Consider the following 20,724-nt stretch of genomic DNA (forward strand, 5'->3'; position numbering starts at 1 on the left):
CGCGCCTCAGACCTTGAAGCTGATCATGCGCCGCATGACCCAGATGCCGAGCCCCATCAGGAACACACCGCCGGCCAGAATGAGATGTCCGCGGGGATCGACGAACAGCGGGGCCATGTAGTCGGGTGCCATGAGGCTGATCATCACCACCACCGCCGGCGGCAAGGAGCCGATGATGAAGGCCGAGGCGACCGCCTCACCTGAAAGGGCCTTGATCTTCTCCCCCATCAGCTTGCGGGCGCGGATCACCGTGGAAAGGTTGCCAAGCGCCTCGGCGAGATTGCCGCCGGACTTCTGCTGGATGGACAGGACGATTCCGAAGAAGCGGACCTCCTGGGCCGGCATGCGTTCATACATCCGGTCGATGGCCTGATCGATCGCCACCCCCATACCGGTGTTCTCGGTGAGATAGCGGAATTCAGCGGCCAGGGGCTCTGGCGCCTCCATGCCGATGACCCTCAGGCTGTCATTGACCGGCAGGCCCGATTTGATGCCCCGGACGATAATGTCCATGGCGTCAGGAAACGCCTCGATGAACTTCTTCATCCGGCGGGCCGCCAGCATGCCGACCACCCACCTGGGCAGGCCAGCGCCCGCCGCGAAGCCGAGTCCAAGGCCCAATATCGCAGGCTGGCCGAGCATCAGGGTCACGAGGAAGACCACGCCCCCCAGGGCACCGCTAATGATCCAGAAGGTACGGACAGTGGTGGCGAGACCAGCCTGCTGCAGGCGCGCCTTCAACGACAGGGACGCCTTACGTTGCTGCCGGTCCTGCTCCTTCAGGCTCTCGGCGATCTGCTTGCGACGCTGGTCTGGAGCCCCGCCCGCCCCCCGCAGCGTCTTGGCCTCTCGGGTATCGCGTCCCAGAATCGCCTGGGTGCGTTTGGTCGCCCGGGCCTGACCTGGAGAGGGACCGGCGAGGGCGAACCCGAAGCCCGCAATCGCCAGGAAGCCGAGCACGGCCGCCAGGATAGTCGCCAGGGTCGGGTTCATTCGGCGGCGTCCAGGGCCTCAGCGAGCTCGCGCTCAAGGCCATAGTATCGAGCCCGATCCCAGAACCGGGGTCTGGCGATGCCCGTCGATCGGTGGCGACCGACCACCCGGCCCTCGGCGTCCTCGCCGGTGATCTCATAGACCAGCAAGTCCTGGGTGATGATCACATCGCCCTCCAGGCCGAGTACTTCGGTGACATGGGTGATGCGCCGTGAGCCGTCCCGCAGGCGAGCGGCCTGGATGATCACGTCGATAGAGCCGACGATCATTTCCCGGATGGTCCGCGACGGCAGGCCATAGCCCCCCATGGTGATCATGGATTCCAGACGGCCTACCGCTTCTCGGGGGCTGTTGGCATGCAAGGTGCCCATGGATCCGTCGTGACCGGTGTTCATGGCCTGCAGCAGGTCGAAGGCCTCCGGCCCCCGGACTTCGCCGACGATGATCCGTTCCGGGCGCATCCGCAGGCAGTTTTTCACCAGGTCGCGCATGGTGATCTGACCCTGCCCTTCCAGGTTGGGCGGGCGGGTCTCCAGGCGCACCACATGGGGCTGCTGCAGCTGAAGTTCAGCGGCGTCCTCGCAGGTCACCACCCGCTCGGTGGGATCGATGAAGGCGGTCAGGGTGTTCAGCAGCGTGGTCTTGCCCGAGCCCGTACCGCCGGAGATCAGGATGTTGCAGCGACAGGCACCGATGACCCCCAGAACCCGGGCCCCCTCAGGGGTAATGGAGTCATATTTGACCAGATCCTTCATGGTCAGCTTGTCTTTCCGGAATTTCCGGATGGTCAGGGTCGGGCCGTCCAGGGCCAGGGGCGGCGCAATCACATTGACGCGGCTGCCATCGGGCAGGCGGGCGTCACAGATCGGCGAGCTTTCGTCGACCCGACGGCCGACCTGACTGACGATCCGCTGACAGATATTCATCAGCTGGGAATTGTCGCGGAAGCGGACATTGGTCAGCTGGACCTTGCCCCCGACCTCGATGAACACCCGCGAGGCCCCATTGACCATGATGTCGGCGATGTCGTCCCGGGCCAGCAGAGGCTCCAGGGGGCCGTAGCCCAGCACATCATTGATGATGTCCTGAACCAGCATCTCCTGCTCGGAGATCGACATGGAGACGTTCTTGATCGCCACCAGCTCGGCGACGATGTCACGGATCTCCTCGGCCGCCGCCTTCAGATCCAGCTGGGCCAGCTGCGCCAGATCAATGGTGTTGATCAGGGCATTGAAGATCGTCGTCTTGGTGGCGTGGTAGTAGTCCGACTGCTCGCGCACCACCTGGGTGGCGGGTGCCGGACCCTGGGCCGCCTGCAATTGTTCAAAGGCGGTGGTGGCCTTGGGGCCGCCCGCCGGGGCGGTGGCCTTAGGCAAATCGCTACGGCCACGGGCGGGTACTGGCGCATCTGACGGTTCAGAGCGCTGCGGGCGCGTGGCGATGGGCGCGGCGGCCTTTTCAGGGGGCGGCGCATAGGTGGTCGCCGCAGGGGGAGCCTGTGGGGCCTTGGGGGGGGCCTCGTCTACGTCGGCGGCGCGCTTTCCGAACATGGCTACTTCCGCCGCAGGAGGCTGGCCAGCAATGAGGACTTCTGGACTGCCGGAGGCTCCCGGCGGCTGATCTGCTGGGCCAGGTCGTTGATCGCTTCGGCGGTCTTGGACCGAGGTGCCACCTCGGCCAGCATCTGGCCGTTGTTGGCCGCCTGGCCAAACAGCTTGGGCTCGAAGGGCAGGACCAGGGCTGGCGTCAGGTTCAGGGCCTCGCCAAAATCCTTGACGGGGATTTCGGGCCGACCCGGCACTCCGACCTGATTCAGCACCAGTCGCGGGGGGGCGTCATTGGGCCTGGCCCGACGGACGAGGTCGACCAGGTTCTTGGCGTTGCGCAGGGACGCCAGGTCAGGCTGGGCGACAATGACCAGATCATCTGACGAGAGAATCAGCCGGCGCTTCCAGGCGGTCCAGACATGGGGCAGGTCGAGCACCACAAAGGGCGCGGCAGCTCTCACCTTCTGGGTGACCTCCTCAAAGGCCTCCGGCGAGATGTCATAGTCCTGGTCCAGGGTCGCCGGGGCAGTGAACAGGCTCAAGCGCTCGCTGCAGCGGGCCATCATCCGGTCCATCAGCACCGGATCAAGACGGTCTGGCTCCTTCAGCGCGTCGGCCACACCCTGCAGGGGGTCCTGGTTGAAATCCAGGCCCGCAGTGCCGAAGGGCAGATCCAGGTCCACCAGCACCGCATTGGCCGCCATCCGCTCGGTTATGGCGAAGGCCACATTGTGGGCGATGGTCGAGACGCCCGCCCCGCCCTTGGCACCGCAGAACGCAATCTGGCGACCCACGAACGGGGCGCTGGGATCGGCATACAGGCCACTCAATGAGCGGACGAACTGCAGGGGCTTGAACGGTGGGACCAGATACTCGCTGACGCCCCGGCGCATGAGCTCGCGGTAGAGGGCGATATCATTGGCCGCGCCAATTACCACCACCTTCGAGCCCGGATCGCAGACCTCCGCCAACTGATCCAGATAGCCAAGCAGCCGCTCGGCGCTCTCCCCGCACTCCACCACCAGCAGGGGCGGGGTGGGCTGGTTCTGATAGGCGGCGACGGCGGCGGCCAGGCCGCCTTCACGGACGGTGACGCTCGCCCGCTCCATCCGGCGGTCCCGGGCGGCGTGTTCGATCACGTCGGCTGTGCGGGAACGTTCGGTGAAGGCGTGGATGGTGATCCGCGGCAGGCTCGAGTCACCAGAGGCGGCTTCGGCCGGTGCCATCGTGTCATGGCCTTGGCTGACCTCCGGCGGGCTCACAGCCGCCCGCGTCCGTAATGGTTCCTCAACATAGGGGTCGGGGGCTGTCCGGGCCCGAGGCGGCGGCGGATCTGGCAGGTCAAAGGGATCGGGCGCCACCCGACGGCTGGCGCTGTCACCGGCCTTGCCCCAGGGGTCATCCTGGGCCGCGCTAAAGTCGTCATCGGCCTCAAAGGCCAGGTCAAAGGGATCATGTCCCCCCTGCGAACGCATCGGCACCTTACCTCACCGCCTGCGAGAGAGCGCCCCGGGCCTGGTCGTCGGCCTGGGTCGAGGTCGGCTCCCCGCGGCGGTAGTTATCCAGAACCTCCATGCGACGCGCTGCGTCCGAGGGGTCCATATCTCTGGGCCGAACAAGATCGGCTGGATTGGCGATCTGCGCGGCGAGATTGGCCGTCACTGAACAGCCGAAATTCGCCGAGGTGCGATTGGCGCCGGTGCTGGTGAGGTTCTCCCAGCTCTGGCCGCAGCGCGGCACCTGGGCCACATAGCGATCATAGCCCACCACCATCGGCGCGCCTGCGGCACCCTGGGCCTCATAGCCGAGCAGCTGAATGTCGGTGTGGGGTACCCCTTGAGACACCAGAAATGCCCGGACGCTTTCGCCCATGCGATAGGCGGCCCCGGAGTCTGCCACGCCGACGGGGGACTGCAGGCGGATAGGGCCGCCATCATGGGCCCGCCAGGCATGGACCAGGCTGACCAGGGCGTCGGCCTGGGGTCCAGATATCCCCTGGGCGTGAATGGCCAGCCGAACCTCATCAGCCTGAGCCGTCACCGGGGCCTGGAACTGCTCCAATGGCGTGCGAGGCTGGGCCACGGCCCCCTCCCTTGGCGGGGCTGAGGCGCAGGCGCTCAGGCCAGCGATGAGAACCAGAGGCAGGATTAGGCGCGCGGGATTGTTCATGGCGGCGCTCATTCGATCACATAGCCATAGGGGCCCTGATAGGACGGGCCACCGGGGGGCTGGGGCTTGGCCCGATAGGCGCGGTTCAGTCGGCCCAGCAGCAGGGTCTCAGGATCACTGGCGATTTGCAGGCCATCGGCCGGGGTCTGAAGGCGATCTGGGGAGGTCGGCTGAACCAGGTAGGGGGTCACGATGACCACCAGCTCGCTCTCACCCATCAGATAGTCCCGAGAGCGGAACAGCCCGCCGAGCACCGGCAGATTCATCATGCCCGGAAGAGAGTCGATCGACTGCTTGGTCTGCTCGCGCAGCAGACCGGCGATCATCATCGCCCCTCCCGAGGGCAACTCGACCATGGTCTCGGCCCGGCGGACCGCCAGGGCCGGGATCACCAGCTGCGGTGCGCCAGCCCCGTTGGACAGGGTGAAGGCGCCCTCATTGGTCAGCTCAGAGACCTCGGTGGAGATCTTCAGGGAAATGCGCCCCCCCGATAGCACGACAGGGGTGAAGCCCAGGCCGACACCGAAGGGCTTGAATTCGATGGTGATGCGGCCGGTATCATCCTGGCCCACCGGCACCGGGAACTCACCGCCGGCCAGGAACTTGGCCGCCTCGCCCGAGACCGCCGTCAGGTTCGGCTCAGCCAGGGTGCGGACCAGACCGACCCGCTCGAACGCCTCGAGCATGGCCTCGGCTTGGTTGAGGCCAGGGTCTCCGGCGAGACCTTCCTTGATCGTGGCGGTATCGGAATTGCCCCCGTCGCGGCGGACGAAATCACAGAGGGCGTCCGGCTGATCGGGCCAGCCGCAGGGGCCCTGCATGATCGGCTGCCGGGTGGTATCAAGGTTGTAGCCACCGGTCAGACCGCCCACCAGACCGCCATTGACCGCATAGCTGGCGGCATTGCGGAACATATACTGAGGCTCGCCGACCTGGTTGAGTACGGCCTCGGCATTGAAGCCCAGCTGCTTGATGACATTGCGCTGCACCTCAATGATGCGCACCTTGAGCATCACCTGGTCCTTGCCGGCGATGGACAACATGTTGAGCACCTGATCGGGCTCGGCCACCGCCGCCCGGGCGATCTGCACGGCCTTGTCGGCGTCCGACAGGCTCATGACCTCGCCGGAGAGGATCAGGCTGTTATTCATGGCGTCCACCCGGACCCGGGCACCTGGCAGCAGGCGGTTGATGGTCTGGGCCACCGCACCGGTATCCTGGTCGACTCGGATGTCCAGGGACAGAATCCGTCGACCGGCACCGTCGAAGAAGACCGCATCGGTCTGGCCGGCCGCCATCCCGAGCACATAGATCCGCCGGGGGGACCGCAGCACAGCGTCGGCGACTTCGGGATTGGTGACCAGGACGTCGCGGGCGTCCACCGGCAGTTCGATGATCGCCGACTTGCCCCGCGGCAGGGTCAGGGCCTGAGTGGCGCCGCCCCCCGACAGGTCAACCCGGATGGTTGACCCTGGCCGGGCCTCGGACGGGCCCCCCGCCAGGTTCTGCGCCTGGGCGGCGGTTGTCAGCAGACTCGCCACGGCGAGGATGATCAGGCCGGCGATCCTCATTGGACGGACACCTCGGCCACTTGGCCATCGCGGAAGATTCGGACCGTCTGAGGTTCGGCTGTGACACCGCGGCCCACAGGCCCCCCGAGGTCGGTATAGGGTCTCAAAACCAGGATGATCTCACCCTCGGCCTTGGCGCGAACCAGGACATCCACATCGGCGGCCGGAGCTTCCAGGGTGATGACCGCCCCGAGCAGGGTGTTGGTGCGGCGGGCCGGTTCTGTGTTCTGATCGACGGCCAGGACCCGCAGATTGCGCATCAAGGTCTCAGTGGTTCGACCGCCGGTCCCACTTTCCGACTCACGGCTTTGCAGGGCATCAACCCGGTCCCCGGGCAGGATAAAGCCGCCAGCAGCGGTTTCTGCCGCCACAGGTACGGCGATGGCGCGCATGCCGGGCGCCAGGACGACCGACATGTAGCCGCCTTCACCGCCGCGGATCACCTTCCGCGCCAGAACCGGCTCACCAGCCAGCATCGCCTCACGGACGATGGCCCCGTCGAGGGCCTGAATAGGGTTGGAGCCCAGATTGGGGGCATCATCGGTTTGTTCAGGGTCAGACGTCGCTGCTTCGTCCGGCTCGCCCTCTGCGCTGGCCGGGGCTGAGGGACGGGCAACAGCTCCATCGGTGATGAAGGATGGACTCAGGGCTTCAACGGGCCAGGCCTGCCAGCCGATCATCGTGGACTTTATGCGGGTGCCGACAGGCAGATCCTCCTTGGCCACCAGCACCTGAGCCATGGGCTTGGCCTCAGGGGCTGCGGCTTGGATCGGCGCGTCGCCTCCGGTCATCATCCCGCGCACAATGAAGGCCAGCAGGATGGCGGCGACGGCAGCGGCAGCCAAGATAGCGATGCGGACGGCGCCCATGAAGTTTCCGATACGCTCCCACTTGGGGAAAGGGCGGGGCGCCACTTCAGGCGAACTGCCGCGACTCAATTTCTGCTGACGCCTTCTGGCGATCAGCCGGTTTTGCCGCGCCCATGGTTAACAGCCGCTAAAGGGGCGGCGCGGCAGCCATGGCGCGGACCAGGGTACTGGCGGGAAAGGCGGCGAGGCCGCCGATACAGATGGCCAGGCCGTAGGGGACATTTTCGCCCGGTTCGGCCAGACGGCTGAGCCAGCTGGGTCCGGCCGATACGTAGCGGCGCAACAACATTGACCGCATGGCCAGGAGCGTCATGGCCAGCACGCCCCCCGCCAGGGCTGTCACCAGGAGGAAGGTGGCGCTGGCCGGCCAGCCGAGCCAGAGGGCTGTCGCGGCAAATACCTTGGCGTCCCCGCCGCCGATCCAGCCCAGGGCGAACATCACCATGCCCGCCACCAGGGCCGCCACACCGATACCCAGGTGCAGGCCAATCCCCTCAAAGGGCAGTCCCAGCAACAGGGCCGCCGGGAAGAAGGCCACGATCAGGGCCAGGGAGATCCAGTTCGGAATGGTGTAGGTGGTCACGTCTTTCAGGGCCGCCACGATCAGCAGGGCCGGACAGATGACGAGCAGGACAGTCTGGACTTGAGTGATCACGGGCGAGCTCTCGGGTGGTTGGCGGCCTGCGCCGCCGTCGAGCCAATCTGCCCAAAGGGAATGAACGCTTGGTTTCCCGCAGGTGAAGAACCGCGCCGGAGGTCATCGCCCAGGCTTATGAAGAAGGGGCCGCAGCGTTTCCACTGCGGCCCCTGGAGGTCTGGTCTTTGTCTTCGCCGCTTGAGTGCGGCGAATGACTTATTGCGGCATTGCGGTGCCGATCTTGGTGAAGGTGCCGGCGATCTTGCCCGACAGGGTGTTCAGGGCGGTGATCAGCACGACGGCGATCAGGGCAGCGATCAGGCCATACTCGATGGCGGTGGCGCCGGACTCATCCTTCAGGAAGCGCGTGACGAACTTAGACATTGCTCGATCTCCTATGTTGGCGAGCAGATTGATCGGGGATCAGGCCTGGCTGGTCTGCTCGCCCCGAATTACAGGGGCAGAATGTCGCAGGTCACTTAACTTACAGTAAATATCGCAGTTATTGCCGCATTTTCTGTATTGTTTTATTTTTATTTACTATGAATGGTGCGTTTATATTTGGCGGTCGGGAACGAAGAAGGGGCTGTCGCGTCCCCGCGACAGCCCCTTCCCCGGTCTCGATCCTCGCCGCGTCACTGCGGCGCGTGACCTATTGCGGCATCGCGTTGCCGATCTTGGTGAAGGTGCCGGCGACCTTGCCCGACAGGGTGTTCAGGGCGGTGATCAGCACGACGGCGATCAGGGCAGCGATCAGGCCATACTCGATGGCGGTGGCGCCGGACTCATCCTTCAGGAAGCGCGTGACGAACTTAGACATTGCTCGATCTCCTATGCTGGCGAGCAGTTGTGTCGAGGATCAGGCCCGTCAGGTCTGCTCGCCCCGAATTGAGTGGTCATTTTGTTGCACCCTGCTTAATCACTGATGAAGCGTCGCTCTGATTTGCCGTTTTATTTTATCAGACCATTTTCGTTTCTCATTACTTCTAGCCGTTTGCCAAAATTGAAGAAAATAGAAAGGGGCCGCAGCGTTTCCACTGCGGCCCCTGGAAGTCTGGTCTTTGTCTTCGCCGCTTGAGTGCGGCGAATGACTTATTGCGGCATTGCGGTGCCGATCTTGGTGAAGGTGCCGGCGATCTTGCCCGACAGGGTGTTCAGGGCGGTGATCAGCACGACGGCGATCAGGGCAGCGATCAGGCCATACTCGATGGCGGTGGCGCCGGACTCATCCTTCAGGAAGCGCGTGACGAACTTAGACATTGCTCGATCTCCTATGTTGGCGAGCAGATTGATCGGGGATCAGGCCTGGCTGGTCTGCTCGCCCCGAATTACAGCCTCACAATGCACCCGCTCGCTTAATGGCGAGTAAACTGAAGAGTATTCGATTCAAAATTGTTTTGGTTTACTTGTGTTTACTATTAGCTTTCATTAACCACGCCGTCGATTCAGGCGGAAAACAGCCAATCCTGCTTTATGATTCACGTGCGCGCGCGAGTCGGTCGGATTCAGGGTTTCTTGACCATTCCCGCCGACCCTGGGGCTCGGGTCACCGTTCCCCAAAGTTTCCGGACACCGCCATGCGCCGTCTCGCCGCCAGCGCCATCATCGCCCTGCTGATCGCCTCACCGGCATCGGCATCGTCCCTGTCGGTCCACCTGGATCAGGCCGCCAAGGTCCGGCTGGCTGGGACAGCCCGCAATGTGGTGGTGGCCAATCCCAGGATCGCAGATGTGAACCTCGTGGGGCCGCACGACCTGGTGGTCATCGGCAAGGGATTTGGGGTCACCAACGTCGTGGTGACGGACGCTGCCGGCCGGACACTGTTCGACCGCGACATCGTGGTCAGCACGCCAGACTATGGTCAGATGTCCTATATCCGCGGCGGCGAAGCCCGGACCTTTGCCTGCGCGCCGCGCTGTGAGCGCATCGACGAAGATGGTCGGATCCCAACCCCATAGGGCCTTGGGCTAATCCTTCTGCGCTTAAACAAGACTTAGGCACGTGGCGCTAGGGTCTGGGGAAACTCGGATGAACCCGCAGAATGTCGCGCGCCACCAGAAATCTGATCCAAGTCCTGCGCAACTTCGCGCACGCCCGCAAGGGGGCGACGGCGGTGGAGTTTGCCTTCATCGCCGGCCCTCTCCTGATGCTGATCTTCGGTGTCCTGGAACTGGCCCTGGTGTTCATGGTGTCGGCCACGCTTGAGGGCGCTACCGCCTCAGCGTCACGGCCCATGCGCACCGGCCAGATGCAGACCGGTGGCGGGGACAAAGCAGCCTTTGGAAAGGCGGTCTGTGATCGCATGAGCTGGCTGGGGTCTGGCTGCACCTCAAACCTGAACGTGGATGTACGTACCTATTCGGACTTCACCAGTCTGCGGGACGATCCTTCGATGAATGGGGGGAACTTCGACCCGGCCAAGACCTGTTGGTCCCCCGGCGGCCCCACCGACATCGTCCTGGTCCGCACCTACTATACCTGGACCGTGTTCACGCCGTTGCTCTCCAGCGCCCTGGTCAATGCGCCCGGCAATAAGCGCATGATTTCGTCTGTGGCGGCGTTCCGCAACGAGCCCTACAGCGACAGCCCGCCCACGGGAGCCAAGTGCTGATGACCGTCTGGCGCTTTATCCGGGATCGCCGAGGAGTCGCAGCGGTCGAGTTCGCCCTGATCGCTCCAGTGCTGATCCTGCTCTATATGGGCCTGGCGGAAGTCACCATGGCCCTGATGGCCGAGCGCCGGTCCAGCCACGCCACTGCCGTTGTGGCCGATCTGGTGTCACAGGACACCCTGACGAGCCGGTCTGAGCTCACCGACACCTTCTCCGTCGCCGAGGAAATCCTGTCGCCGTTTAACGCCGCAGGGATGAGCATCCGGATTACCGCGATCCGCGCCGATGCCAGCGGCTCACCCAAGGTGGTCTGGAGCCATGGCAAGGGCCTCTCAGCCCTGGGCAAAGGGTCCACGGTCAGCGGCTTGCCGGCCAATCTGATGGCACCCTTCGATAATCTGATCATGAGCGAGATGAACTATAGCTTCAACTCGACTCTGAATTACGCCCTGCCAAATACCATGGTGTTCAAACAGAAATACTATCTTAGGCCGCGTAAGATCGACATGGTCAACTGCACAGACTGTTGAGTCCGGAATCTGGATCAGGCCCTCGGCGGAGCCAACCACGTGGGCACAGCCGCTGGATCGAGCCGGCGGCCATCCAGGGACCAAACGGGCCTCACGCCCATAAGGCTATTGGTGAGGAAAATGGCCTCAGCGCCGGCAAGGGCGTCAGGCCCCAGCTTGACCTCAGCGGTCTCCAGACCGCCCTCCAAGGCCCGCTGCAGGACCTGCGCCCGCGTCACACCGGCCAGAACGCCGCAGTCCAGGGCCGGTGTCAGCAGTCGCCCTTGTGAGAGCCAGAAGAGATTGGCCGCCGATGCGCAGGCCACATGGCCGTCGGTATTGAGGATCAAGGCCTCGTCGGCACCGGCCAACCGCGCCTCTCGCCGGGCCAGGACATTATCCAGATAGGACAGAGTCTTATGCCGGGAGGTCAGGGAGCTGGCGTTGCGCCGGACACGGGCTGTGATCACATGGAGGGGACCCAGAGACGGGGTCATTGGGGCTGCGGTGGCAAACAGGCGCGGGATGGCCTCGGCCGGTCGATCAAGGCCTCGCCCCCCCGAACCCGCAGTCCAGGTCATCCGCAGGGCTGCTGAACCCGACAATAGCCCCGCCTGACGGAGAGCGTCCTGCGCCGAGGTCCAGGCCGTGTCCGGGTCGGGGGCGGGTAAGCCCAGGGCTGTGCACCCCAGGGCCATACGGTCCATGTGCTCTGCCCAGTCGGCTGGAACCCCGTCGCGGACCCAAAGGGTCTCGAACAGCCCGTCCCCCAGCAGGAGGCCGCGATCGTCCAGGGGAATGCTCATGAGGCGTCCTGAGGGTCTGCGCCCAAAGCCTTGAGCAAGGCGGAGATCTTGGCCTCAGTCTCCTGGCGTTCGGCGACGGGCTCACTGTCAGCCACCAGCCCTGCGCCGGCGCGGGCCTCCACCCGCCAGCGCTGCGCGCCATCCCCGGACGCTTCCAGAACACAGGCCGCCGTCCGGATCAGCACGCTGGAATCAAAGCCGCCGTCCACGCCGGCCCAGAAAATCGAGCCGCAATAGGGGCCGCGCGGCGGCTCCAGGCTGGCGATGACCTTCATGGCCTGGATCTTTGGGGCGCCGGTGATGGAGCCCGGCGGGAAGGTGGCGCGCAGGAGGTCCGCCGCCCCCTCCCCGGGCCTTAGGACGCCGGTCACGGTCGACACCAGATGGTGGACGTTGGTGAAGCTCTCGATCGCAAACAGCTCAGGCGCCTTCACGGTCCCCGGCTGACAGACCCGAGCCAGGTCGTTACGCATCAAGTCAACGATCATCAGGTTCTCCGCCCGGTCCTTGGGACTGGCCAGGAGTTCGGCGGCCAGGGCTTGGTCCTGCGCGCTGTCACACCCTCTTCGCCGGGTGCCTTTGATGGGGCGGGTCTCGGCCATCAGCCCACTGGGCCCCTGGCGCAGAGACACGAAACGCTCCGGAGAGTTGGACACCACCGCCCGGTCGGGCAGCCGCAGATAGGCGGCGAAGGGGGCTACGGAATCCTGCGCGAGTCGGGCGAACAGATCATAGGGCCTGATCCCCTGCGCCAGCTGGCCCGACCAACTCCGGGCGACATTGGCCTGGAAGATCTCACCCGCCGCGATCCGGCTCACCACCTCGGCCACCGCCGCCTCATAGGCCTCGGCCGGGGACGCGCACATGGGCCCGGCCAAGCCTTGTGGCGGGACAACGCCGGCACTCTCTCCTTCGACCTCGATGGCGGCAAGCAGCGCAGCGGCGCGGGCGCGGGCATGGGACGTGGTGTCACCCCTGCCGATGGCCAGCAGACGGCGCTGCTCATGGTCAAAGGCCAGCAGGGCGGGATAAAGACCCGCCGCCAAGTGCGGCCAATCGGGGTGGGGCAACAGGGCCAGACCTTGCGCCCGCCCGCCCAATTCATAGGTGGCCAGCCCCGCCAGCCCCCCCTGGAACGGTGGGCCATCGGCCAGGATGTCGCCCTGCGGGATCAGAACTGCCAGGGCGGCAAAGGGATCGGCTGGTGCCCCAGCCTCAAGCCACAGGACCTCCAGGGGGCGAGCTGCCAGATAGGACCAGCGCCCCCGAGCCCCGCCGCCCCCCGACAGCAGGCAAAGGCTCCAGGCCTCATCGGCCAAGGCCGCCAGGGCCAGGGCCGGATCCCGCCAGGGAGCTTCGATCTGGACGACACGACGCATCCCCGCGCCATAGCCCTCAAAGGGCTGGCTGGAAAGCCGTCAGGCAACCAGCTGGGCGTCGGCGGCCGCAAGCGCTGCTGCCCGATCCCCTGCAAAGCCCTGAGCCGCCAGGGCTTCGCCCAAGGCCGTCAGACACAGCCGCACATGCCAAGGCGTCGCCGAGGCGCCCATCAGACCGATCCGCCAGACCTTGCCCTTCAGCGGGCCAAGGCCTGCGCCGAGCTCCAGATTCCAGTGGGTCAGGACGTGGTCGCGCACGGCGGCCTCATCAATGCCCTCGGGGACCCTGACGGTGTTCAACTGCGGCAGGCGGTGATCTGGCGCCACCAGCATGGTCAGGCCCAGCGCCTCGAGACCGGCCACCAGGGCCTCATGCATCCGGGCATGGCGGACAAAGGCGGCCTGCTGGCCTTCCTCAAACAGCACCACCAGGGACTCGTGCAGGCCGTAGAGGGCATTGATCGGGGCGGTGTGATGGTAGGTGCGACCGCCTTCGCCCCCCCAGTAGCTCATCAGCAGACCGATATCGAACAGCCAGTTGCGGGGCTTTTCCTGGCGCGCGGCGATGGCCGCCACGGCGCGCTTGGAAAAGGCCACTGGCGACAGGCCCGGGGGGGCAGACAGGCACTTCTGCGTGCCCGAATAAAGCACGTCGGCGTCCCAGGCCGCGGCGTCCACCGCGATGCCGCCCAAGGAGGTCACGCAGTCGACGATGGAGAGGGCCCCATACTTGCGGGCCAGGGCGCTGAGGGTGGCGGCGTCACTGCGCACGCCGGTGGAGGTTTCCGCATGAACAAAGGCCAGCACCTTGGCCTTGCGCCCAGCCAACGCCGCCTCGACCTTGGCGGGGTCCACCGGCGTCCCCCAGGCGTCCTCCACCGTGACCACCTCGGCACCGGCCCGGCCGGCCATGTCGACCATGCGGGTGCCGAACACGCCATTGACGCAGATCACCGCCAGGTCGCCAGGCTCCAGCAGGTTCATCAGGGCCGCTTCCATCCCCGCCGTGCCCGGCGCCGACAGGGGCACGCAGATGTGATCTGGGGCGTTGAACAGCCGCGAGAGCGCGGCCTTGATCTCCTCCATCAGACCCTGAAAGGCCGGATCCAGATGGCCGATGGTCGGCCGCGACAGGGCCGCCAGCACCCGGGGGCTGACATCGGAAGGGCCAGGCCCCATCAGGACCCGACGGGGAGGTTGAAAGCTCTGCATGGCGGCCTCGCGCTGATGGCCCCTGGTCCGGGCCTGATTTCACGGGGAGGTGATTAGGCCGAGACGGCCCGGAAGCGCAATTCTTGTCGCTGAACCTTGTCGGAGGTTCAGTCCCGATAAGGCGTCCGGCGCAGACGTGGAGGTCATCGCCGGGCGCCGGTTCGCAGGTCGCTGGCGGATCTAGGCCAGGATGCGGCCTTGGATCGCCGCCCGCATGGCCTTGTCGACCCCCAGGGCCTGCTCCAGATAGCCATCCAGCGATCCACACTGCTCGCGCATGACGCTGAAGGCCGCTTCAAGATACTCTGAATGGACGCTGAGCGCGGTGCGCACCGCCGCCTCCGTCGGGGCCCGTCCCGCATGTTCGGCGATGAAATCCATCATGAACGGAATACGCCGCGCGATACGGGTCTCGTCATTGGTCAAGAGGTAGTCAGAGATCAGGTCGTCGTCATGGACCCCGGCCATGTGGTGGGTGAGCGCACACAGCATGCCGGTGCGATCCTTGCCCGCCACGCAGTGCACCAGAATGGCCCCTTCTGAGGCCGAAAGGGCGCGGAAATAGCGCGAAAACAGGTCCAAATGACGGGCTTCAAATGGGGCTTCCCGATAGAACCTGACCCCGTCGGCCCGGAAGAAGTCGGCGCTGATGTCAGAGTCCTTCAGGGCCGCCAGCCACGGGTCGCCGGCCTCGCCCAGATCGTTCTCGATCACATGGGCCATGAACCCCTCAGGCCGTGGGGACGGCTCCCTGGCCCGTTCGGCCGGACGCCGGAGGTCGACCACCACCGCCAGGCCCAGCGCCCGCAGGCGGGCCAGATCGGCCGGGGTTGCGCGTCCATGATTGGCGGAGCGAAAGAGAACGCCAGAGCGCACACCGCGCCCACAGGCGGTGTCGTAACCTCCGAAGTCTCGGAAGTTCTCGATGCCTTCGAAGTCCATATGTCGATCCATGGCCAGCCTCTAGACCCGCTAGCCCATGAAATCCAGGGCCTGGACGCCGGGCCGGCGGCGCCACAGGCTGGTGGTCATGACAGAGCCCCAGACCACCCGATTCCAGAGCTTTGACGGCGTCGAGATCGCCATTCACAGCGCAGGCCAAGGCCGCCCGATCATCCTGCTGCATGGCTTCTTTTCCAGCGGCCAGCAGAACTGGTTCCTGCCCGGGCACGCCGACCGGCTGATCGCCGCGGGCTTTCAGGTGTTCGCCCCAGACCTGCGCGGGCATGGTCAGTCGGGTGCCCCAGTCGAGGCTGACGCCTGGCCCCAGGATGTTCTGGCCAAGGACCAGGCTGCCCTGATCGGCCATCTGGGCCTCAAGGACTTTGACCTGGTGGGCTATTCTCTCGGCGCACGGACCTCTGTGCGCGCGGTGATCGGCGGGCTTCGCCCCAGCAAGATGGCCCTGGGTGGCATGGGTGCCTCCGGGGTCATGGCGGCTGGGGCTCGGGCGGCGATGTTTGAAGATTCCATCCGCAACGGGGCGAACGCCCGCGACCCCAGGGCCGGCAAGTTCATCCAGGCCCTGATGGCCGAGATGGGCCTTAACCCCCAGGCCATGCTGGGCGTCCTGGCCGCGTTTCAGGAGACGACGGCGGCCGAAATCCAGGCCATCCGGACACCCACCCTGGTGGTCTGCGGCGAAACCGACCGGGACAACGGCTCGCCCCACGAGCTGGTCGAGCTGCTGCCCCAGGGGGAACTGGTCATCGTACCCGGCGACCATCGGGCCGCCGCCAGCACGCCGGAGCTGGGCGAGGCGATCGTCCAGTTCATGGCCCGCTAGGCTCAGCGGAACGGCGGCTCATCAAAGCTGCGCAGCTTGCGCGAATGCAGGCGGGGGCCTTCTTCGCGCAGCAGGTCCAGGGTGGCCAGACCAATCTGCAGGTGCTGGCCGATGGCCCGCTCATAGAAGGCATTGGCCTGGCCGGGCAGCTTGATCTCCCCGTGCAGGGGCTTGTCCGACACACACAGCAGCGTGCCATAGGGCACCCGGAACCTGTAGCCCTGGGCGGCGATGGTGGCGCTTTCCATATCGATGGCCACGGCCCGTGACTGGTTGAACCGAAGGGCCGAGAGCGAATAGCGCAGCTCCCAGTTCCGGTCATCTGTGGTCACCACCGTGCCGGTGCGCAGGCGGCGCTTAAGCAGGTCTCCAGCCTCGCCGGTGACCCGCTCGGCGGCCTGGTTCAGGGCCACCTGGACCTCGGCGATGGGCGGAATGGGAATCTCCGGGGGCAGCACGTCATCCAGCACATGGTCGTCGCGCAGATAGGCGTGGGCCAGGACATAGTCGCCGATGGTCTGGCTGCCCCTCAGGCCCCCACAATGGCCGATCATAAGCCAGGCCTGGGGGCGCAGGACCGCCAGGTGGTCGGTAATCGTCTTGGCATTGGACGGACCGACGCCGATGTTAATCAGGGTGACCCCACGGCCGTCCTTGGCCATCAGGTGATAGGCCGGCATCTGATGACGCCGCCAGGCGGCCTCGGCCACCACAAGTTCCGGATTTTCGGTCTCAGCGGTGACGACCACACGGCCCGCCGCCGACAGGGCGGTATAGGGCCCACCCGCCTTCAACTGGGTGCAGGCCCAGGCGACGAATTCGTCCACATAGCGGTGGTAGTTGGTGAACAGGATGTAGGGCTGGACATGCTCGGCTGGAGCGCCGGTGTAGTGGGCCAGGCGGGCGAGGGAGAAGTCGGTGCGCAGGCCATCGAAAAGGGCGAGCGGGCGGGCTTCTTCCAGGGCTGGAGTCCAGAAGCCGTCGGCAATCTCGTCACCGATATGGGCCAGGTCTGTGGTCGGGAAATGCCGGGCGATTTCGGCGGCACCAACATCAGCCTTGGCGAGGTCCACGGTGCCGTCCAGCACGTAGGGGAAGGGGATTTCCTGGGCTGAGCGCCCCACCTCGATGGTGAGATTGAAGTCGGCCATGAGCAGGGTCAGCTGCTCCACCAGATAATCGGCAAAGAGGTCGGGCCGCGTCACCGTGACCGCATAGTCGCCTGGCGCCGAGAGCCGGGCATAGGCCCTGGCCAGCCGCGGATAGGCCTCCCCCCGGGGCCAGCTCAGACGCAGTTCGGGATAGGTGAAGGCACCACTGGCCCGCAGGGCCGGATCTGGAACCTCGCCAACCTCCAGAAAGCGCTGCAGGGCACCCCGAAGGGCCTTTACCGAGGCGAGGTATTCCTCGCTAAGCCGCGCAACGATGGCGGCGGGATCGTTCTTCATTGTCATGGTCGATCATAGCGCCCCACGGCGAAGGTTTCGAGATGTCAGATCACCAGGCCATCTTGCTAAAACCTGGCCTGACTCCCCATATCTGGGCGTCAGATCAATCGTCGAATGCAAGATGCACAATCACCTGAGAACCTTCACGCTTCTGGCCGCCCTGACCGCCCTGTTCATGGGGATCGGCTTCATGATCGGCGGCGCCAGCGGCATGCTCATCGCCCTCGTCTTGGCTGGCGGCATGAACCTGTTCAGCTACTGGAACTCCGACAAGATCGTGCTGAAGATGCACGGGGCGCAGTTGGTAGATGATGCCCACCCTGAGGCGCTGATCCGCAACTATGTGCGCGATGTGTATGACATGGCCGACGGGGCCGGCATGCCCCGGCCGAAGGTCTATGTGATGTCCACAGACCAGCCCAATGCCTTCGCCACCGGCCGTAATCCGGAGAATGCGGCGGTGGCGGCCACCGCTGGCCTGCTGCGGATGCTCGATCGCCGGGAAGTGCGCGGGGTCATGGCCCATGAGCTGGCCCATGTGAAGAACCGCGACACCCTGACCATGACCGTGACGGCCACGGTGGCCGGCGCGATTTCGGCCCTGGCCAACTTCGCTCTGTTTTTCGGCGGAAGCGACAAGGAGCGGCCCGGCGGCATGATCGGGACCATCGCCCTGATGATCTTGGCCCCCATGGCTGCCGGCCTCGTCCAGATGGCCATCAGCCGGGCGCGAGAATACGAAGCTGATCGGGGCGGAGCGGAAATCTGCGGTGATCCTGAGGCTCTGGCCGACGCGCTCCAGAAGATCGAGCACTATGCCCGAGGCACGGTGAACCTGCCGGCCGAGCGCAATCCGGCCACGGGGCAGATGTTCATCATCAATCCGCTGTCAGGCCGTGGCGCGGACAACCTGTTCTCCACCCATCCGGCCACCCAGAACCGGGTTAAGGCACTGATGGACATGGCCGGTAAGGTCGCGGCGCCGGTCCAGCGGGCGGCTCGGGCGGTGGGTACCGCTGTGCCGATCACCCGCCGGCCCAAGGACGGCCCCTGGGGGTAAGGCCCCGACGCAGGGCGCTCCCTTCAGGCCTAAGAGGAAAGCGGGGCGGCTTCGCCCCTACTCCGCCGGCAGGACGTTTTCGGTGCGCTTGATCAGCAGACGATCAAACTCCGACCAGACGCCGGCGTCCCCGTGCCATTGGCCCTTGGTGGCGGCCTTGGAATATTCCGTGGAGCGGGCTTCGAAGAAGTTGGCGTGCTCCACCCCCGACAGCATCGACTGCAGCCACGGCAGGGGGTTTTCCTTCACCCCATAGACCTCAGGCAGATGCAGCTGGCGCAGACGCCAGTCGGCGATGAAGCGGATATAGGCCTTGATGTCGGCGGGCGTCATGCCCTGGACCTCACCGGCCTCGAAGGCCAGGTCGATGAACTTGTCCTCCAGCCCCACCACAGTCTTGCAGCAGTCGATGATGTCGTCGGCCACAGACTTGGTGACCACCTTGGTTTCGGCGTTGAAGGCGTGGAACAGCTGGATGATGCCTTCGCAGTGGAGGCTCTCGTCGCGCACTGACCAGGAGACGATCTGGCCCATCCCCTTCATCTTGTTGTGCCGGGGGAAGTTCATCAGCATCGCGAAGCTGGCGAACAGCTGCAGGCCTTCCGTGAAGCCGCCAAACATGGCCAGCGTCCGGGCGATGTCGGCGTTCGAATCGACGCCGAATTTCTGCATGTAGTCGTGCTTATCCCGCATCTCCTGGTAGTCGAGGAAAGCGGTGAACTCAGAGTCGGGCATGCCAATGGTTTCGAGCAGCAGGGCATAGGCAGCGATGTGGATCGTCTCCATGTTGGAGAACGAGGCCAGCATCATCTTCACCTCGGTCGGTTTGAACACCCGCCCGTAGCGCTCCATGTAGTTGTCGTTCACCTCGACGTCCGACTGCGTGAAGAAGCGGAAGATCTGCGTCAGCAGGGCCCGCTCCTTGTCATTCAGCTTGGCAGCCCAATCCTTGACGTCCTCACCCAGGGGCACCTCTTCGGGCATCCAGTGGACCTGCTGCTGCTTCTTCCAATAGTCGTAGGCCCAGGGATAGCGGAAGGGCTTGTACGCATAGGACGGCGTCAGGAGGCCTGGCAGGGAGCTGTGGGGGGCGTCGGTCACGGCGGAATTTCCCTGGATCTGGGTGAAGCGGTGTCGGTCCAGACCATACCAGTGAACCGCCGGAGCGCCAGGGGGGAAACGGACCCTCAGACCCAAGATGTTGTTAGACGTTGAAGAGTGGCCACAAGATGCAGCGTCTGCGAGACTGCAGGGGACAAGCTCTACCCTAGTCCTGGGGCTTGATGGCAAACGAAAGGGCGACCACCTGGTCGTCTCGGGTTTCCTGGCCCCAGATCATGTGCTGCCCCTTCACCTCGCGGTGCACATAGCCCACCGAGGCCTGCACGGGCCCCTTGCGCCAGCCAACCCCCACATGGGCGTCGCCGATCAGGGCACTGGATTGGTCGGTGGACCAGCCGGCCTGGTCCCAGCCCCCCTGGTCGCGGAGCATATTGAGGCCAACCGCGCGGCCGCTGGCGGCGGCGAAGAGGTACCATCGCCCGGCCTGTCCAAAGGCCTCTCCGTCTTGGACCCCCATGGCGTTCAGTCGGTCCTCGACCTCGCTATCGCGGCTTTGTCCCAGGCGAAGTTCGGCCCCGGCCTCGGCCTGCCCGCCCCCCGCACCAAAACCAAGCCCCGCGTGGGGCGTGACATCCAGGTCATAGGCCCCGGCGGCAAAGTGGACGGCCCGGGGCCAGTTGCGGACCATGGTGACCTGATAGGCCTGTGGGTCGAATTCGGCTCGGTCGGGGTTGAGCGGCAGACCACCTGGACCCCGCATGGGGCCACCGACGCTGACCCTCAGGCTGTCGATGACGGCGCCGCTGGGCGACACGGCGACCGCTTGGCTGGTACGCCACCGCACGGGGCCCTGCCCCGCAGCATAGGCTTCCTGGTCGATGAGGGTCTGGATCGGGTCGGGGTCTATGGTCAGGGGTTGGGGCGCAAAGGCCGCATCCATGAGCGCATAGGCCGAATGGGTGAACTCGGCATCAGATCTCAGCCGGGTCTCGGCGACCGCGCCAGTTGCGGCGGCCCCCATACCCACAGCCAATATGATTCCAGCCGAACGCCTCATCGTTCCCT

The 20,724-nt window shown here is 65.4% G+C and carries 22 protein-coding genes; 5 read left to right on the plus strand and 17 right to left on the minus strand.

The features are described from left to right. Nucleotides 1-6 precede the first annotated feature (6 nt). From MH112_RS08640 to MH112_RS08685, 10 genes are all read right to left on the minus strand, one after another. Nucleotides 7-993, minus strand: coding sequence for a type II secretion system F family protein (locus tag MH112_RS08640; protein WP_296566550.1), 987 nt, complete (start codon nt 991-993; stop codon nt 7-9). Then, nucleotides 990-2,543 (minus strand): CpaF family protein, encoded by a 1,554-nt coding sequence (locus tag MH112_RS08645; RefSeq protein WP_296566553.1) that lies wholly within the window; start codon nt 2,541-2,543, stop codon nt 990-992. The genes MH112_RS08640 and MH112_RS08645 overlap by 4 nt, the downstream gene beginning before the upstream one ends. Nucleotides 2,544-2,545: 2 nt before the next feature. Further along, a complete protein-coding gene (locus tag MH112_RS08650; RefSeq protein ID WP_296566750.1) occupies nt 2,546-4,015 on the minus strand; it encodes a CpaE family protein in 1,470 nt (489 codons plus the stop codon). Nucleotides 4,016-4,022: 7 nt separating this feature from the next. Then, complete coding sequence (locus MH112_RS08655) at nt 4,023-4,709, minus strand: CpaD family pilus assembly protein (RefSeq protein ID WP_296566554.1); 687 nt, start codon at nt 4,707-4,709, stop codon at nt 4,023-4,025. An 8-nt stretch (nt 4,710-4,717) separates the two neighbouring features. Beyond that, nucleotides 4,718-6,280 carry a type II and III secretion system protein family protein gene (locus tag MH112_RS08660; protein ID WP_296566557.1) on the minus strand — a complete coding sequence of 521 codons (1,563 nt, stop codon included), beginning with the start codon at nt 6,278-6,280 and terminating at the stop codon, nt 4,718-4,720. After that, nucleotides 6,277-7,149, minus strand: a complete 873-nt coding sequence (gene cpaB, locus MH112_RS08665; protein WP_296566559.1) for a Flp pilus assembly protein CpaB — start codon at nt 7,147-7,149, stop codon at nt 6,277-6,279. The genes MH112_RS08660 and cpaB overlap by 4 nt, the downstream gene beginning before the upstream one ends. A gap of 127 nt (nt 7,150-7,276) precedes the next feature. Continuing rightward, nucleotides 7,277-7,801 carry a prepilin peptidase gene (locus tag MH112_RS08670; RefSeq protein ID WP_296566753.1) on the minus strand — a complete coding sequence of 175 codons (525 nt, stop codon included), beginning with the start codon at nt 7,799-7,801 and terminating at the stop codon, nt 7,277-7,279. A 201-nt stretch (nt 7,802-8,002) separates the two neighbouring features. Beyond that, on the minus strand, nt 8,003-8,170 hold the full coding sequence (locus MH112_RS08675; protein WP_293319658.1) for a Flp family type IVb pilin: 168 nt from the start codon (nt 8,168-8,170) through the stop codon (nt 8,003-8,005). Nucleotides 8,171-8,438: 268 nt separating this feature from the next. Continuing rightward, nucleotides 8,439-8,606, minus strand: coding sequence for a Flp family type IVb pilin (locus tag MH112_RS08680; RefSeq protein WP_296566563.1), 168 nt, complete (start codon nt 8,604-8,606; stop codon nt 8,439-8,441). 272 nt (nt 8,607-8,878) lie between these two features. Beyond that, nucleotides 8,879-9,046 carry a Flp family type IVb pilin gene (locus MH112_RS08685; protein ID WP_293319658.1) on the minus strand — a complete coding sequence of 56 codons (168 nt, stop codon included), beginning with the start codon at nt 9,044-9,046 and terminating at the stop codon, nt 8,879-8,881. Between the two features lie 317 nt (nt 9,047-9,363). Here MH112_RS08685 and MH112_RS08690 point away from each other — a divergent pair, with 317 nt between their 5' ends. The 3 genes from MH112_RS08690 (at nt 9,364) to MH112_RS08700 (ending at nt 10,927) form a co-directional block, all read left to right on the plus strand. Next, on the plus strand, nt 9,364-9,744 hold the full coding sequence (locus tag MH112_RS08690) for a pilus assembly protein N-terminal domain-containing protein (RefSeq protein WP_296566569.1): 381 nt from the start codon (nt 9,364-9,366) through the stop codon (nt 9,742-9,744). A gap of 83 nt (nt 9,745-9,827) precedes the next feature. Then, nucleotides 9,828-10,397, plus strand: coding sequence for a TadE/TadG family type IV pilus assembly protein (locus MH112_RS08695; RefSeq protein ID WP_296566577.1), 570 nt, complete (start codon nt 9,828-9,830; stop codon nt 10,395-10,397). Then, nucleotides 10,397-10,927 (plus strand): TadE/TadG family type IV pilus assembly protein, encoded by a 531-nt coding sequence (locus MH112_RS08700; protein WP_296566578.1) that lies wholly within the window; start codon nt 10,397-10,399, stop codon nt 10,925-10,927. The genes MH112_RS08695 and MH112_RS08700 overlap by 1 nt, the downstream gene beginning before the upstream one ends. 14 nt (nt 10,928-10,941) lie before the next feature. Here the strand turns inward: MH112_RS08700 and MH112_RS08705 are convergent, their stop codons facing one another. The 4 genes from MH112_RS08705 to MH112_RS08720 all read right to left on the minus strand — a co-directional run bounded on the left by MH112_RS08705 (nt 10,942) and on the right by MH112_RS08720 (nt 15,257). Beyond that, on the minus strand, nt 10,942-11,712 hold the full coding sequence (locus MH112_RS08705) for an aminotransferase class IV (RefSeq protein WP_296566580.1): 771 nt from the start codon (nt 11,710-11,712) through the stop codon (nt 10,942-10,944). Next, nucleotides 11,709-13,091, minus strand: a complete 1,383-nt coding sequence (locus MH112_RS08710; protein WP_296566582.1) for an anthranilate synthase component I family protein — start codon at nt 13,089-13,091, stop codon at nt 11,709-11,711. Before MH112_RS08710 ends, MH112_RS08705 begins: the two co-directional genes overlap by 4 nt. Nucleotides 13,092-13,130: 39 nt before the next feature. Then, nucleotides 13,131-14,303, minus strand: a complete 1,173-nt coding sequence (locus MH112_RS08715; RefSeq protein ID WP_296566585.1) for an alanine--glyoxylate aminotransferase family protein — start codon at nt 14,301-14,303, stop codon at nt 13,131-13,133. Between the two features lie 180 nt (nt 14,304-14,483). Next, entirely contained in the window at nt 14,484-15,257 is a 774-nt protein-coding gene (locus tag MH112_RS08720) for a tyrosine-protein phosphatase (RefSeq protein WP_296566588.1), read from the minus strand. A 76-nt stretch (nt 15,258-15,333) separates the two neighbouring features. On the opposite strand from MH112_RS08720, the gene MH112_RS08725 reads away from it, so the two are divergent. Then, on the plus strand, nt 15,334-16,089 hold the full coding sequence (locus tag MH112_RS08725; protein WP_296566592.1) for an alpha/beta fold hydrolase: 756 nt from the start codon (nt 15,334-15,336) through the stop codon (nt 16,087-16,089). A 2-nt stretch (nt 16,090-16,091) separates the two neighbouring features. Here MH112_RS08725 and MH112_RS08730 read toward each other — a convergent pair whose 3' ends face one another. Then, nucleotides 16,092-17,543: an AMP nucleosidase gene (locus MH112_RS08730; protein ID WP_296566594.1), complete on the minus strand. Its 1,452-nt coding sequence runs from the start codon at nt 17,541-17,543 to the stop codon at nt 16,092-16,094. A 115-nt stretch (nt 17,544-17,658) separates the two neighbouring features. Between MH112_RS08730 and htpX the strand changes: the two genes are divergently transcribed. Next, the gene (gene htpX, locus MH112_RS08735; RefSeq protein WP_296566597.1) at nt 17,659-18,597 is read left to right on the plus strand and encodes a zinc metalloprotease HtpX; all 939 of its coding nucleotides are present in this window, start codon (nt 17,659-17,661) and stop codon (nt 18,595-18,597) included. Between the two features lie 57 nt (nt 18,598-18,654). On the opposite strand, the gene MH112_RS08740 is transcribed toward htpX, so the two are convergent. Together MH112_RS08740 and MH112_RS08745 are read right to left on the minus strand one after the other, a co-directional pair. Then, the gene (locus MH112_RS08740; protein ID WP_296566598.1) at nt 18,655-19,698 is read right to left on the minus strand and encodes a ribonucleotide-diphosphate reductase subunit beta; all 1,044 of its coding nucleotides are present in this window, start codon (nt 19,696-19,698) and stop codon (nt 18,655-18,657) included. A 166-nt stretch (nt 19,699-19,864) separates the two neighbouring features. Then, nucleotides 19,865-20,716, minus strand: coding sequence for a lipid A-modifier LpxR family protein (locus MH112_RS08745; RefSeq protein WP_296566601.1), 852 nt, complete (start codon nt 20,714-20,716; stop codon nt 19,865-19,867). Nucleotides 20,717-20,724: the final 8 nt, after the last annotated feature.

Origin of the sequence: Phenylobacterium sp. (assembly GCF_022402485.1) — a bacterium.
Classification (GTDB): domain Bacteria; phylum Pseudomonadota; class Alphaproteobacteria; order Caulobacterales; family Caulobacteraceae; genus Phenylobacterium.

Excerpts from the sequence above, each read along its gene's own strand:
- MH112_RS08640 (WP_296566550.1), bottom strand. The coding sequence starts at position 993 with ATGAACCCGACCCTGGCGACTATCCTGGCGGCCGTGCTCGGCTTCCTG.
- MH112_RS08645 (WP_296566553.1), bottom strand. The coding sequence starts at position 2,543 with ATGTTCGGAAAGCGCGCCGCCGACGTAGACGAGGCCCCCCCCAAGGCC.
- MH112_RS08650 (WP_296566750.1), bottom strand. The coding sequence starts at position 4,015 with ATGCGTTCGCAGGGGGGACATGATCCCTTTGACCTGGCCTTTGAGGCC.
- MH112_RS08655 (WP_296566554.1), bottom strand. The coding sequence starts at position 4,709 with ATGAACAATCCCGCGCGCCTAATCCTGCCTCTGGTTCTCATCGCTGGC.
- MH112_RS08660 (WP_296566557.1), bottom strand. The coding sequence starts at position 6,280 with ATGAGGATCGCCGGCCTGATCATCCTCGCCGTGGCGAGTCTGCTGACA.
- cpaB (WP_296566559.1), bottom strand. The coding sequence starts at position 7,149 with ATGGGCGCCGTCCGCATCGCTATCTTGGCTGCCGCTGCCGTCGCCGCC.
- MH112_RS08675 (WP_293319658.1), bottom strand. The coding sequence starts at position 8,170 with ATGTCTAAGTTCGTCACGCGCTTCCTGAAGGATGAGTCCGGCGCCACC.
- MH112_RS08680 (WP_296566563.1), bottom strand. The coding sequence starts at position 8,606 with ATGTCTAAGTTCGTCACGCGCTTCCTGAAGGATGAGTCCGGCGCCACC.
- MH112_RS08685 (WP_293319658.1), bottom strand. The coding sequence starts at position 9,046 with ATGTCTAAGTTCGTCACGCGCTTCCTGAAGGATGAGTCCGGCGCCACC.
- MH112_RS08690 (WP_296566569.1), top strand. The coding sequence starts at position 9,364 with ATGCGCCGTCTCGCCGCCAGCGCCATCATCGCCCTGCTGATCGCCTCA.
- MH112_RS08695 (WP_296566577.1), top strand. The coding sequence starts at position 9,828 with ATGTCGCGCGCCACCAGAAATCTGATCCAAGTCCTGCGCAACTTCGCG.
- MH112_RS08700 (WP_296566578.1), top strand. The coding sequence starts at position 10,397 with ATGACCGTCTGGCGCTTTATCCGGGATCGCCGAGGAGTCGCAGCGGTC.
- MH112_RS08705 (WP_296566580.1), bottom strand. The coding sequence starts at position 11,712 with ATGAGCATTCCCCTGGACGATCGCGGCCTCCTGCTGGGGGACGGGCTG.
- MH112_RS08710 (WP_296566582.1), bottom strand. The coding sequence starts at position 13,091 with ATGCGTCGTGTCGTCCAGATCGAAGCTCCCTGGCGGGATCCGGCCCTG.
- MH112_RS08715 (WP_296566585.1), bottom strand. The coding sequence starts at position 14,303 with ATGCAGAGCTTTCAACCTCCCCGTCGGGTCCTGATGGGGCCTGGCCCT.
- MH112_RS08720 (WP_296566588.1), bottom strand. The coding sequence starts at position 15,257 with ATGGATCGACATATGGACTTCGAAGGCATCGAGAACTTCCGAGACTTC.
- MH112_RS08725 (WP_296566592.1), top strand. The coding sequence starts at position 15,334 with ATGACAGAGCCCCAGACCACCCGATTCCAGAGCTTTGACGGCGTCGAG.
- MH112_RS08730 (WP_296566594.1), bottom strand. The coding sequence starts at position 17,543 with ATGACAATGAAGAACGATCCCGCCGCCATCGTTGCGCGGCTTAGCGAG.
- htpX (WP_296566597.1), top strand. The coding sequence starts at position 17,659 with ATGCACAATCACCTGAGAACCTTCACGCTTCTGGCCGCCCTGACCGCC.
- MH112_RS08745 (WP_296566601.1), bottom strand. The coding sequence starts at position 20,716 with ATGAGGCGTTCGGCTGGAATCATATTGGCTGTGGGTATGGGGGCCGCC.